Origin of the sequence: Anabaena sp. UHCC 0204 (assembly GCF_009711975.1) — a bacterium.
In the GTDB taxonomy this organism is placed as follows: domain Bacteria; phylum Cyanobacteriota; class Cyanobacteriia; order Cyanobacteriales; family Nostocaceae; genus Dolichospermum.
Genome location: NZ_VIKW01000014.1, coordinates 49,287 through 62,197, shown reverse-complemented (window position 1 = coordinate 62,197; position 12,911 = coordinate 49,287). Strand labels below are relative to the sequence as shown.

At 38.3% G+C, this 12,911-nt stretch carries 11 protein-coding genes; 6 read left to right on the top strand and 5 right to left on the bottom strand.

Annotated elements, in window-relative coordinates:
* Window positions 1-112 precede the first annotated feature (112 nt).
* From FJR04_RS13500 to FJR04_RS13485, 4 genes are all read left to right on the top strand, one after another.
* Window positions 113-907 carry a glutathione S-transferase family protein gene (locus FJR04_RS13500; protein ID WP_168495545.1) on the top strand — a complete coding sequence of 265 codons (795 nt, stop codon included), beginning with the start codon at window positions 113-115 and terminating at the stop codon, window positions 905-907.
* Between the two features lie 81 nt (window positions 908-988).
* A complete protein-coding gene (locus FJR04_RS13495; RefSeq protein WP_168495542.1) occupies window positions 989-2,719 on the top strand; it encodes an ATP-binding protein in 1,731 nt (576 codons plus the stop codon).
* A 532-nt stretch (window positions 2,720-3,251) separates the two neighbouring features.
* Entirely contained in the window at window positions 3,252-4,235 is a 984-nt protein-coding gene (locus FJR04_RS13490; protein WP_168495540.1) for an RNA polymerase sigma factor, RpoD/SigA family, read from the top strand.
* A 442-nt stretch (window positions 4,236-4,677) separates the two neighbouring features.
* Window positions 4,678-5,436, top strand: a complete 759-nt coding sequence (locus FJR04_RS13485; protein ID WP_168495538.1) for a hypothetical protein — start codon at window positions 4,678-4,680, stop codon at window positions 5,434-5,436.
* A gap of 209 nt (window positions 5,437-5,645) precedes the next feature.
* Here FJR04_RS13485 and cobO read toward each other — a convergent pair whose 3' ends face one another.
* The 4 genes from cobO to FJR04_RS13465 form a co-directional block, all read right to left on the bottom strand.
* Entirely contained in the window at window positions 5,646-6,332 is a 687-nt protein-coding gene (cobO, locus tag FJR04_RS13480) for a cob(I)yrinic acid a,c-diamide adenosyltransferase (protein WP_168495536.1), read from the bottom strand.
* Window positions 6,333-6,456: 124 nt separating this feature from the next.
* Entirely contained in the window at window positions 6,457-6,774 is a 318-nt protein-coding gene (locus tag FJR04_RS13475) for a DUF433 domain-containing protein (RefSeq protein WP_168495534.1), read from the bottom strand.
* A 42-nt stretch (window positions 6,775-6,816) separates the two neighbouring features.
* A complete protein-coding gene (locus FJR04_RS13470) occupies window positions 6,817-8,229 on the bottom strand; it encodes a hypothetical protein (RefSeq protein ID WP_174763545.1) in 1,413 nt (470 codons plus the stop codon).
* A complete protein-coding gene (locus tag FJR04_RS13465; RefSeq protein ID WP_168495532.1) occupies window positions 8,222-8,623 on the bottom strand; it encodes a hypothetical protein in 402 nt (133 codons plus the stop codon). Before FJR04_RS13465 ends, FJR04_RS13470 begins: the two co-directional genes overlap by 8 nt.
* A 129-nt stretch (window positions 8,624-8,752) precedes the next feature.
* On the opposite strand from FJR04_RS13465, the gene FJR04_RS13460 reads away from it, so the two are divergent.
* Complete coding sequence (locus tag FJR04_RS13460) at window positions 8,753-9,583, top strand: Rpn family recombination-promoting nuclease/putative transposase (RefSeq protein WP_168495530.1); 831 nt, start codon at window positions 8,753-8,755, stop codon at window positions 9,581-9,583.
* Between the two features lie 4 nt (window positions 9,584-9,587).
* Window positions 9,588-9,803: an Rpn family recombination-promoting nuclease/putative transposase gene (locus FJR04_RS13455; protein WP_168495528.1), complete on the top strand. Its 216-nt coding sequence runs from the start codon at window positions 9,588-9,590 to the stop codon at window positions 9,801-9,803.
* 71 nt (window positions 9,804-9,874) lie between these two features.
* Here FJR04_RS13455 and FJR04_RS13450 read toward each other — a convergent pair whose 3' ends face one another.
* Window positions 9,875-12,883, bottom strand: coding sequence for a CHAT domain-containing tetratricopeptide repeat protein (locus FJR04_RS13450; RefSeq protein WP_254445282.1), 3,009 nt, complete (start codon window positions 12,881-12,883; stop codon window positions 9,875-9,877).
* Window positions 12,884-12,911 lie beyond the last annotated feature (28 nt).

The following is a 12,911-nucleotide window of genomic DNA, read 5'->3' as shown; positions in this document are numbered from 1 at the left end:
AGTTGAGTGACAGCAAATAATTTCAAAAAATGGTTGATTAACAAAAAAATTTCTAGAAATTGAAGATAGAATTATTGAAGTTGAGAACCAAAAAAGTTGCAAAGTATAAAATATGCTAGAATTATATCAGTGGGAATTATCTCAATTTTCTGAAAAAGTCCGTCTTATCCTTGATTATAAGGGATTAGAGTATCGTAAAATCGAAGTTGCGCCGGGGATTGGACAGCTAGAATTATTTCGGATGACTGGACAGAAACAAGTTCCAGTGTTAAAGGATAGAAATAGATATATTGTAGATTCTACAGAAATCGCTAAGTATTTAGATTCAGAATATCCAGATCGGCCGCTGATACCGACAGATCCGAAAAAACGGGCTTTGACTTTATTGTTGGAAGATTGGGCTGATGAGTCAATAGGTGTTAAGGGTAGGAAGGCTCTGTTTGCAGCTATTAGTCAAGATCCAAATTTTCGGAAGTCCTTGTTACCGGTGTCAACTCCAGACATTCTCAAAAATGTGTTGGAAGGTGTTCCTAGTGATTTTCTGTCTGTTCTGGGTTTTGGTGTAGGTTTTACTCCAGATACGGTAAATGCTGCTATTAATAGCTTAAAACAAGATTTGGACATTGTTACCCAGTTGTTGGTAGGTAGTCCTTATTTAACAGGTGATGAACCAACTTTAGCTGATTTAGCAGTAGCTAGTTTGTCAATGCTGTTAAAGTTTCCTGATGGTGCATACTTGGATTTACCAGTATCACTGAGGGGGAAGGGATTGCCCATTTTCGCGGAGAATCCTGATTATGAAGCATTTTTTGCATGGCGCGATCGCATTTACGCACAATTTAGAAAACCATTACCAGGAATAACTCCACCAGTGGGAAATGCACCAACAAGCATTCAGATTGATTAAATAATTGACAATTGACAACGAACAATTGACAACGAACAACGAACAACTGACAACTGACAACTGACAACTGACAAAATTAAAATGAATTTGGGACAGCCATTAGGTTCAGTTATTGAAGGTTCTCTGACTGGGGGTTTAGAAGTGAGATTACACCCCGATATCTGTGTAGAAGATATGCGGGTGGGTAAATTTCTGGTAGTACAGGGGATGCGATCGCGCTTTTTCTGTATGCTGACAGATGTATCCTTGGGTATGGCAAATGACCGCATTACAGCTAGTCCTCCCAATTGGGAAGATAGTTTTTTACGTGAGGTATTAGCCGGAAGCGGTACTTATGGGATGATCAACCTCGCACCCATGTTGATGTTTACCCCTGAATCTAATGAATCTGTCTTTTTCAGCAATGGTAAATCCCCCAACTCCTTTGTACCATCATCTACGGGTTTAGCCTCTTTTCAACCCCAAACCAGTACGACGATGGAATTGTTACCTGTTAAAACTATTCCTAGTCATTTTAGCCAAGTTTACGAAGCAAGCGAAGAGGATTTCCGCAAGGTATTTGGCTGGGAAGATGATCCTCACCGCAAAAACTTTTCCATCGGTAAACCCTTAGATATGGATGTGCCGATTTGTATTGATTTAAACCGTTTTGTCGAACGAAGTAATGGGATTTTTGGTAAATCTGGGACTGGTAAATCTTTCCTCACCCGCTTAATTTTAGCTGGTGTCATTCGCAAAAATGCTGCGGTTAACCTAATTTTTGATATGCACTCGGAATATGGTTGGGAAGCAGTAGCAGAAGGTAAGAACGTTAATACTGTAAAGGGATTAAAACAATTATTTCCCGGACAAGTTGAAGTTTACACACTTGATCCAGATTCTACTAAGCGGCGGGGTGTACGTGACGCACAAGAACTATACCTGAGCTATGAGCAGATTGAAGTTGAAGATATTAAATTATGTAATCGTGAATTAGGACTTTCCGAAGCGGCGTTAGATAATGCCAATATTCTATTTAGTGAATTGGGTAAATCTTGGATTGTTCAGTTGCTAAATATGAGTAATGAAGAAATTGAGATGTTTTGTGAAGAGAAGCGGGGACACAAAGGCTCAATTATGGCATTACAGCGTAAGTTATTACGCTTAGATAGTTTAAAATATATGCGCGGTGCTTGTCCCCAAAATTATATTAGAAATATTGTCCAATCTCTAGAAGCTGGGAAAAACGTAGTTATCGAATTTGGTTCTCAGTCGAATATGCTTTCATATATGTTGGTGACGAATATGATCACCAGACGGATACATGAGCATTATGTGAAAAAAGCTGATAAATTTCTCCAAAGTAAAAATCCTTTGGATCGGCCGACACCATTAATGATTACAATAGAAGAAGCACACCGCTTTCTTGACCCAGGAGTAGTGCAGAGTACAATCTTTGGAACTATTGCTAGAGAACTGCGAAAGTATTTTGTAACACTTTTGGTAGTTGATCAACGTCCATCAGGCATAGATAATGAAGTCATGTCCCAGATCGGTACTCGGATCACTGCTTTGCTTAATGACGAAAAAGATATTGATGCTATTTTTACAGGTGTATCTGGTGCAGGTGGTTTACGCTCAGTCTTAGCTAAGTTAGACTCTAAGCAACAAGCATTAATTCTCGGTCATGCTGTTCCTATGCCGGTGGTGGTGCGGACTCGTCCTTATGATTCCACTTTTTACGCGGAAATTGGCGCTATAGCTTGGGAAGAGAAGTCAGATGAGGATGTATTCACCGCTGCTGAACTAGCTAAAGCAGATTTAGGATTTTAGCTCTGAATCAGCAATTGACAACTGATAATTGACAACTGACAATTGACGCTTTCGTAACATCCCTCCATTATAGAAGTAACTCAAGTTCGGTTATCCGGCTACTTGAGAGCAACTTGAGAGGGGGTTTTCGCGTCACTATGGATATATCGCAATGGTTAAGGAAGTTAAAGTAAAATAGTTTTCAAGTTTTTGGCTTGATCACTGAAACATTTATCTTCTGGGAACTTTACTATTCACTCTGTTTGTCGTAACATAAAACCAAAGTAAAGTCATACTGACTCCGTTTTTTTAGACGACTATTAGATAAAAAAGAAGAATTGTTGAAAATAGTCGAGTGTACTTGTGTTGAGACTCCAAAATTTCAGGGAGAGGAAGGTAATCTCTATTTAGAGTAGCAACATCTTGACAAAGGCTCGATCAATGTAATTGCTGATGATAGACCTCTATAACCAGTCATGTTTATAGAAAGCTTAGTAATTCGTCTGTGTTGAAAAATATTTATTGTATTTATGGAGTAGAGGATAAAGCACCAATGCCTACTGTTAACAATCATACGGAAAATATCAATGCTAAATTTACGGCGGATATGGTGCGAACCTATCTGCGGGAAATTGGTCGTGTACCTTTGTTGAGCCGTGAGCAAGAGATTGTTTATGGTAAGCAAGTACAGCAAATGATGACACTGCTAGAAGCAAAAGAAGCTTTAAGCAAAGAAATCGAACATGAACCTAGTTTATCAGAATGGGCTGCTCATGTTAACCAATCTGAAACAGAACTAAATCAATTGGTGATGCAAGGTAAGAGAGCCAAGCAAAAAATGATTGAAGCGAACCTGCGTTTGGTAGTAGCGATCGCTAAAAAATACCAGAAGCGAAATATGGAATTTCTGGATTTAATCCAGGAAGGAACTTTGGGACTAGAAAGGGGTGTGGAGAAATTTGATCCTATGCGGGGTTATAAATTCTCAACCTATGCTTACTGGTGGATTCGTCAAGCAATTACAAGAGCGATCGCTCAACAAGGTCGTACCATCCGTTTACCAATTCATATTACCGAAAAACTGAACAAAATTAAAAAAGTTCAACGGGAATTAGCGCAGAAGTTGGGAAGATCCCCATCACCAGTAGAAATTGCGCGGGAACTAGAGTTAGAACCTGCTCAAATTCGTGAATATCTAAACATGGCGCGTCAACCAGTCTCTTTAGATATCCGTGTTGGTGATAACCAAGATACTGAGTTGCAAGAAATGTTGGAAGATGATGGTCCATCACCAGAGTATTATACTACTCAGGAATTCTTGCGTCAGGACTTAAATAACCTACTTGCAGAACTCACACCCCAACAGCGCCAAGTTTTAGCCTTACGCTTTGGGTTAGAAGATGGACATGAAATGTCTTTGGCGAAAGTCGGTGAACGGTTGAATCTCAGCCGCGAACGAGTCCGTCAATTAGAGCATCAAGCTCTTGCACATTTACGTCGCCGTCGAGCTAATGTCAAAGAATACATTGCCAGCTAGGAATGCAAACGCACAGCAGCGTATTTCAAAACATCCCTCTTGGTGATGCGCCTCCTAAATCAGGGGGCGATTTTTTTTTGTTTTTTAGGAATCTCGTCCGAAATCTCCAAGATTGCTGTTGTAGTTAAAAATAGACAAGTGATTTGGACTGTGGATGCAATATCTATGATCACAATTTGCTTATACAAATTCTCTAGGGGTCTTATCGTTAAAAAAATATTTTTCATCCCCCAAATGGGTGAATACCTTGGGTGAAGCCTTAAATTTTTAAACAATGATATTGTCAAATTATCAACCAAAATCCCGGAAAAATTCATTTTTAGATAGTTTTTAATCCCAATAATATATATAAAACCTTTGAGGGAATTACGAAGTATCAATAGTTAGTTATCATTCTAGCAAGTTTGAAAGCAGTAGTTAAGTTTGTTACAGGAGGAACGGGGTGTTTAATCATATTTCTAAATTCATTACTTCTAGCATATTAAAAGTTCCCGTCGCTGGCATAGTTCTTTCTATGAGTGTTTTAGGTATTAGTTATGCTGGTGAACAACATAAAGAAATACTGCCCTCTAAAGCGATCGCTACTAATTATGTAATTCCTACCCATCAAAGTCAGGTTAATTCTCAACCTGATCTTTTATCACGGCTTAGAGAGGTGAAAGAGGCAAGAATTCAACAACAAAGTAATCTTGATAGTCATAACTTTACAAAAGTTGAAAAATCGCCAGTTGCTAATTCCCATGAAGAGTCTGCTGAAAGATTAACGGAAAATCTCACAACATTATCTACAAATACCAGAGAACTAGATAGAAAAGGAATAGTTCAATTTCCACAACAAGATGGTATTTATCTTTATGGACAGTCTGCAACACCAAATCAATTAGGACAAGGTTATATCCTCTTTCAAAAACAACAAGGTAAAGTCATTGGTGCTTTGTATATGCCTCAATCAGAATTTAGTTGTTTTCAAGGGGCTTTGGCTCAGTCTGGAGAATTAGCAATGACAGTAAGAAGTTCACCAGGTGAACTGGGGACAATGGAAATTTCTACAGCTAGTACAATTCCCAAATTCAGTGATGATGAATCCACAAGTTATGCTCACTCGGTAACTTTGCAAGACTATCATCCTCTCAAGTTTTTAAGTGCTAATGATCGAGAAATGTTGCAGAAGTGTAAACAGGAAGTCAATGGTGTTAGGTAGAAGGCAGGATGCAGGGGGAAAGGGAGGAGATGTTTCCCCATTCCCAATTGATATTAATAACGTAAGTTGCTAGTTAGGAAAATTGTCAGAATCAGGATTTATAGGATTTAAGGATGAACAGGATTAAGACTAATATTTTATCACCAATTACCAATCACCAATTACCAATTACCCATGACCAGCCTTAACTAGATGACTAGCAACTTAGATTAATATTCAATTCCTGCTTGAGCTTTCACACCTTGATCGCGGAAAGGATGTTTAACTAATGTCATTTCTGTTACTAAGTCGGCTTTTTCAATTAATGCCGGGGGTGCGCCTCTTCCAGTGAGAATTACGTGCTTGTCTAGTGGTTTTTGGGCTAAACCTGCTAATACTTCTTCAACTTGTAAATAACCTAGTTTGAGGGCGATATTAATTTCATCTAAAAGAACTAATTTAAAATCTGGGTTTTGGATAAATTCTAAGGATTTTTCCCACGCAGCAGCAGCTTTATCAAGATCCCGATCACGATCTTGAGTTTCCCATGTAAAGCCTTCACCCATGGCGTGAAATTCTAGTTGGTTTTCCCAATGGCTAAAAGCGCGTTTTTCTGCTGGTTCCCATGCGCCTTTTATGAATTGGACTATTGCTACTTTGTGTCCATGTCCGAGCGATCGCAACACCATTCCTAAAGCCGCAGTAGTTTTACCTTTACCATGACCAGTATTAACAATAATTAAGCCTTTTTCAGATATGGCTTTAGCTATTCTTTGATCTTGGACTTCTTTCCGTCGCTGCATCTTTTGACGGTATTTGTCGTCAGTGGGGGATGATGACATCACCTCATCAATTAAACGGGAAATTTCTTGATCTGCTGGATCTGTATTTAGTTCTTCTGGTGTGTCGCTTTTCATAAACCCTGTTGATAAATAACTGTTAACACTAAGAGAATGAAGTATAATTTTTCGGCTTTGATAAATTCATTAGTCATGATAGACGAGAAATCACATAAGTTCTGTTAGCTGCGATCTTAAAAATTCAAAATTGTAATAATTTATTTTTTTGGTGATTTTTAAACATAAGCACTTCTGCTTCGAGTCGTTGGCATTCTTCTTGATATCGAGCAAATTCAATATCTAGTAATTCCTTATTAGCATAATAATAAGCCAACGCAGTGTAAATACCTGCAATTGTCAAATAAGGCTTATCTTCGATAATTTCTTCTGGGGTCATACCAGATTTAATCTCATTGACAATATACTGAACAGTAATGCGAGTGTCAACAATTCGCAGACGACCGCCACAAGTACCTGGTGTGCTAACAATCAAAGTGGAAATATCTGTGAGGGTTGGCATCGGTTGGTAAATAAATCCTTAGATATAAGTTTATTATAAGTCCTAGAAGCGTCTAATAAGACGGAAAATAAAGAACATTACTATAGCTGAAACAATACCAATACTTACACTCCAACCAAAAACTTCAACCCGAAATGGCAGATTTTCTGTATTTTTATAGTCGTTAGGTGAAGCGAGAATCACCGCAGAGGCTATTTGACTGGTGGCTAATCCCACACCAGCGATCGCTATGGTAGTATTCAAAGTGCGATCGCTCTTAGTTTGCTCTAAATCAATAATACCTTGGATTGTACTATTGAGATTTTGCAGTAATATTAAACCAGGGCTAAGATTTTCATAATCTGCATCTACTTGAAGCTGATATTTTTGCGCGTAAATTTCACTTTCACTAAACCTTTTCAAAACTTCCAAATCACTACCTGGATACTTTTTTTCGATTTCAACTAATCTTAATTTGTAATTATATAAATTTAGCTTAATTGTGCGACTGTGATTTTCTAAAAAATTTAAAGCAATGGTATAATCAGAGAGATTAATTAAATTGTTTGTCAAAGTTGTTTGTAAATCACTTAACTTTAAATTATTAGTTTGCAATAATCGAGTTAACTGACCAGCTTGTTGAATCGCAGGTTGAACATCAACATATTCTTGTTTAAGAATACGTTTTTGATAGCGACTTTGATAATATGCCCAAACTATTTTATGACGATATTGCCACAGTTTTAAAAAATCTTGATATAATTTCTTTACCTGTTTTCGCATTTCATCGGGTGAAATATGCTCAGGAAATAACCAAATTAAGATATGTTGATTTAATTGTCGAAATTTATTCCAAAACTCTTTACCTTCTACTTCTAAATTTTGGGGATGATACCATATTTCAAATATTTTACCTTCACCTAAATCACCTTTGCCAATTAAATCTCGTTGCCAATTATAATCATTAACAACTTGAGTATAGCATTTTTGAGCTATTTCTTCTATTTCTAAATCAGTTTTAGGGCTGGTTAGCTTTCCCCATAATAACAAAGTTTGTCCAATTGTTCCTGTTTGTTCTCCAATCAGATTATTTATTTTTTGTTTGAGGTTTAAAAACGGTTGATCATCAATATTTTGAACATCATCATTAGGTTGACCATTAGCATCTAATTTACCAGAATAATCAACTAACAATGAATAAGTATCATTAACTTGTAAAGGGTAGTAATAGCCATCTAAAGGACTAGGAAATTCTCTAGTTCTACTTTCTAGAAGTTCTATATCTTCAGCGTCAAAATTTTTATATTTCTCAAATTGTGCTACTTTTTGCAAAAACTCCTTTTTACCAAGATCATTGTATATTTTTCGGCAGAAGTTCTCACAATTTTTATTTACTTTGGTTTCATCTTCTCCTAAACCATCTTTCAAATCATAGAGAAATAAATTAATGGTGGGATAAATAATTTGTTCAGTCATTATTTGCGTTACCTGTAATAAATGCGAGAATTTTGGTTATGAAATTGGAGGTGGTAACTTTTTTAGCAGTATCTACAGAATCATAACTATTAAAAACATTAACTGCTGCATTCGTCAATTCATTAGTTGGTTTATTGTTTAAAGGTTCAGGTGGTAAACTTTTGTTTCGTTCACCGATAAGACCGCGAATTTTCAAGACTTCCTGCTGATAAATCCGATCTAAATCTGGATAACTTTCAGCTATTAAGTCCAAACCACGAATATTGCTAGAATTTAACTCTATAGCTTTACCAATATTATTAATTTGAGATTGAATATCAAAAGGCAGTGGTGTATCTAACTGACCAAGAGCAGTTAAAAAAGCAAATACACTGATAATATCGTTGTCTTTCATGGTAAATTTGGTAAAAGGTAGATACAAAAAATTGGTAGCTTAATTTTATTTGACATCATTTAGGTTAACATTAATCAAATTTTTCAATGTCTACCCTAACTGAATAGATTGTCAAGGCTTTTAAATATCATGTACGACAATATCTGTAAATATCTCGCCGAGAATTTTAAAGACGATTTAGCAACATGGTTACTAGGTTCACCAATGAAATTAACGGAACTTAGCCCTACAGAATTATCTAACGAACCAATTCGCGCTGATTCACTAATATTATTACAATCAGATAATTTAGTGTTACATATCGAATTTCAAACAGATCCTGATGATAATATACCCTTTAGGATGTTAGATTACCGGGTGAGAGGATATCGGCTATTTCCTCATAAAGAAATGCGTCAAGTAGTAATTTATTTGCGAAAAACAGGTTCTGAGTTAGTCCATAAAAACAGTTTTAAGTTAAGCAATACTTACCATGATTTTGAAGTTATCCGTCTATGGGAGCAACCAACAGAAAGGTTTATGAGCGTTCCTGGGTTATTGCCATTTGCTGTGCTAAGTCAGACAAAAGATCCTACAATAGTATTAAGCCAGGTAGCACAAGCTGTGGCAGCAATTAAAGACCAACAGCAACAACGGGATATAGCGGCTGCTACCAGTATTTTAGCAGGGTTGGTGTTAGATAGAAATGTAATTAAGAAAATCTTTAGGAGTGAGATGATGCGCGAATCAGTGATTTATCAAGAAATTCTTGAAGAAGGTGAGGCCAAAGGTGAAGCTAAAGGTATAGCCAAAGGTATAGTCAAAGGTGAAGCTAAAGGTGAAGCTAGAGGTAAGGCTGAAACAGCAAGAAAGGTGGCTTTAAATTTGTTGGGAATTGGTATGAGTTTAGAACAAGTTGCTCAAGTTACTGAATTATCTATTGAACAGGTTCGGGTTTTGCAACAGGAGATTGAATCATAAAATTATGCGCGAATCAGTGATTTATCAAGAAATTCTTGAGGAAGGTAAAGCTAAAGGTATGGCCAAAGGTATGGCTGAGGGTAAGGCCAAAGGTATGGCGGAAACAGCAAAAAAGATAGCTTTAAATTTGTTAGGAATTGGTATAAGTTTAGAACAAGTTGCTCAAGTTACTGAATTGTCTATTGAACAGGTTCGGGTTTTGCAACAGGAGATTATTTAGGCTGAATTAAATATCTTTCAGAACCCAGATTTCTTTAAGGAGTCGGGGTTTTTTGTTGGGTTTAAATTAAGTTAACAGCCTGTAATGGTAAAACCTGCCCAATAATAAGGATTTGCATATAGTTTTTGCTGTTTCTCCGCAATAGACATTGATGGTATAGCTGCAATATATGGGCGGATAAATGGACGTAATGGTACTTCTTCTCTGGGTAGTTTGGGGAAGATTAATTTATAAATTCTCTCTAGTTTGGCAAATGTTAAATTAGATAACCATTTTTGAGATTTTTTTAATGCCAGTGCTGGTGGTTTCCCTTTTTTTAGTTGCCAATAAAAATAAATCATAAAAAAGCCGCTGGAGTTGTCGGGTACAGTCCATAGTGTACTAATGACGGTGTTTACTCCTTGGGCAAGAAAGGCACTGACTAAACCTACATATTCCGCCGTGATGGTTTGTTGGTTGGTAATGGCTGTTTCACAAGCGGAAAGGGTGACAAGTTGATATTTATTTAAGTTGGGAATATTGTAAATTTCTTCTAGTGTTAATAAGTCTTTGCCGCTTAATGCTAAGGCAGATTTTTGGGGATTGTTAAAGTTATAAAAACCATGTCCGGTGAAGTGCAGAATACCGTAATTATTTTGCAAAGCGTTGATAACTTCTTGATTGGTGGCTTGGTTTTGGGCGAGTTGTTGAGAAATTGGGAATAGTTGATTGATGGCGGCTGATTCTATTTCTGCGTATGGTAAGCTACCGTAGCCTTCATGATTGGGGTTTTCGATGCTGAGTATGGGTAATTGATGAATTGGGGTAGGGTTGGGGTTGAATTTTTTTAAGTTAATCCCTATTTGGGCGCTGGGTAAATAGGTGATGGTGAAGTTATCAGGAAATGTTGCATGGAGTGGGAATAGGTGTAAGTCGCGGTGAGGTATTAAAATTAGGTTTTGGATGGAGTTGGATTCTTGATCATTGATGATGTTGACAATGGCGGCTATGTCGAGAATTTCCCTGAGTTGTTGCAGTTTTGAGGGTAGGTGATCTCGCCAAGTGGGTTGTGCTTCTGGGAGGGAATCTTTGCCTTTGCGGTGTTTGCTGTATTCTTCATTCCAGGTTTTTGTCCAGGTTTCAAATTGCTGTAAGTGTTGGCTGGAGGTTTGCAGAATAACGGGTGGTTTGTTCTCGGTGAGGATGAATGTGTGGAGGGCGTAGGGGCTGAGATGCCAGTAAACTATGGCTGTGGTGGGATTGAGGAGTTGTTGGATTTGGGCTAGTTTGGGTTGATGAGGTTTGGAAGTTGAATCTTCAGGTAAATTAGGTAACAGCCAACCTAAACAGGCGTTTTTGCCTTCTTCTGCTAACTCTAAGGCTGCACACCAGTTACCAGACTGCACGGCTAAATCAACAGTGAATTGTTGAAAACTTACAAATTTTAAGGTTAGTTGTTTTTTCTGGGTTGGGTTTTGAGATTCATCTAACAAGCGCCTCAATAAGTCTGTTCCTAGTCTTTTCAGTTCTTGTGCTTCTGTGGTTTTGCCCAAATGCAAATGGACGCGAATTAAGTCTCGTAAAACCTCAAGGCGCAATTGGGGAAAATCTGCCACTGTCAGGAATTTGAGGGACTCGTTATAACTTTTAACGGCTTTGCGGTAATAGGTGCGGGGGTGGCGTTGGCTTAAACCTTGGAAATAGTGAGCATTACCAATTGCCTGATGTAATAAACCTTGAGCTTCTGGTTGGGGACAATATTTCAACCCTTCTTCATAACTTGCTAATTTACCATCATAGCCACGCTGGTTGAGATCGGGATTTCTTCTGGCTACAGCACTCAATAAACTCAGGTAGGGATCGCAATTCCTTGATTGTCCGGCTGCAATGCCCCGGTTGTGCCAAGTTTGGTGGTAATCAGGTTTAAATTGAAGAGCTTGGTCGTATGATGCGATCGCTTCTTCATCTCTCTCTAAATTACTCAGCGCAGCACCCCGGTTGTGCCAAGCATAGTGGTAGTCAGGTTGGAGATTTAGAGCTTTGTCAAAAGACGCAATCGCTTCTTCATATCTCTCTAAATTACCCAGCACAACACCTCTTTCAGACCAAGCATGGTAGTAGTCAGATTTAAACTGCACAGATTGATCAAAGGATATAATCGCTTCTTCATATCTCCCTAAATCTCTCAGTGCAATACCCTGGTTGTACCAAGCATAGTGGTAGTCAATTTGGAAATATAGAGCTTTGTCAAAGGACGCAATCGCTTCTTCATATCTCCCTAAATTTCTCAGCGCGATACCTCGTCCGTTCCAAGTATAGTGGTCATCATGTTGGAAATATAGAGCTTTGTCAAAGGAGACAATCGCTTCTTCATATCTCCCTAAATCACTCAGCGCAGCACCCCGGTTGTGCCAAGCATGGTGGTATTCAGGTTGGATATCTAGAGCTTTCTCAAAGGAGGCGATCGCTTCTTCATATCTCCCTAAATCTCTCAGCGCAATACCCTGGTTGTACCAAGTTTGGTAGAAGTCAGGTTGGAAATATAGAGCTTTGTCAAAGGAGGCGATCGCCTCTTCATTTCTTCCTAAATTCCCCAACGCAGCACCCCGGTTGTCCCAAGCTTGGTGGTCATCAGGTTTAAATTGGAGAACTTGGTCATAGGAGGCAAGAGCAGCTTCAAAATCCCCCGTCATCAATTGCTCATTACCACGATTTAACCAAGTTTCTGCTTCTCCAACTTCCGTTATTTCTTCGCTTGCAGATGGGATAACAACATCATTCGTTTCCTCTGGTTGCAACTGCACCCCAATCTGATAAGCCACCTCACCTAAATCCATCCCCAAATCACGCAACTGTACCAAACGCCTACCTAACTCCTGATTGGGCGCATCAGCAACTAATAACCTTTCCCCAAACCCCCGCAACCAAATAATTAACTCAGCCTCAGTCACACCATTGACAGCTAATAACCCCTTGACTCCTCCCCTGGTCAACCCCTGTTCAACCTTAGCCAACAACCGGAAAAATAAAGCCTCATACTCAGCATCAGTTAATCGTCGCGCTGGTTTTACTTCCACAGGTGCAGAAGTGGGTTTTTTCATAAATACACGCCGCCAAAACCTTTTGATC

Coding starts and splice junctions, on each gene's coding strand:
- FJR04_RS13500 (WP_168495545.1), top strand. CDS start 113: ATGCTAGAATTATATCAGTGGGAATTATCTCAATTTTCTGAAAAAGTC.
- FJR04_RS13495 (WP_168495542.1), top strand. CDS start 989: ATGAATTTGGGACAGCCATTAGGTTCAGTTATTGAAGGTTCTCTGACT.
- FJR04_RS13490 (WP_168495540.1), top strand. CDS start 3,252: ATGCCTACTGTTAACAATCATACGGAAAATATCAATGCTAAATTTACG.
- cobO (WP_168495536.1), bottom strand. CDS start 6,332: ATGAAAAGCGACACACCAGAAGAACTAAATACAGATCCAGCAGATCAA.
- FJR04_RS13475 (WP_168495534.1), bottom strand. CDS start 6,774: ATGCCAACCCTCACAGATATTTCCACTTTGATTGTTAGCACACCAGGT.
- FJR04_RS13470 (WP_174763545.1), bottom strand. CDS start 8,229: ATGACTGAACAAATTATTTATCCCACCATTAATTTATTTCTCTATGAT.
- FJR04_RS13465 (WP_168495532.1), bottom strand. CDS start 8,623: ATGAAAGACAACGATATTATCAGTGTATTTGCTTTTTTAACTGCTCTT.
- FJR04_RS13460 (WP_168495530.1), top strand. CDS start 8,753: ATGTACGACAATATCTGTAAATATCTCGCCGAGAATTTTAAAGACGAT.
- FJR04_RS13455 (WP_168495528.1), top strand. CDS start 9,588: ATGCGCGAATCAGTGATTTATCAAGAAATTCTTGAGGAAGGTAAAGCT.
- FJR04_RS13450 (WP_254445282.1), bottom strand. CDS start 12,883: ATGAAAAAACCCACTTCTGCACCTGTGGAAGTAAAACCAGCGCGACGA.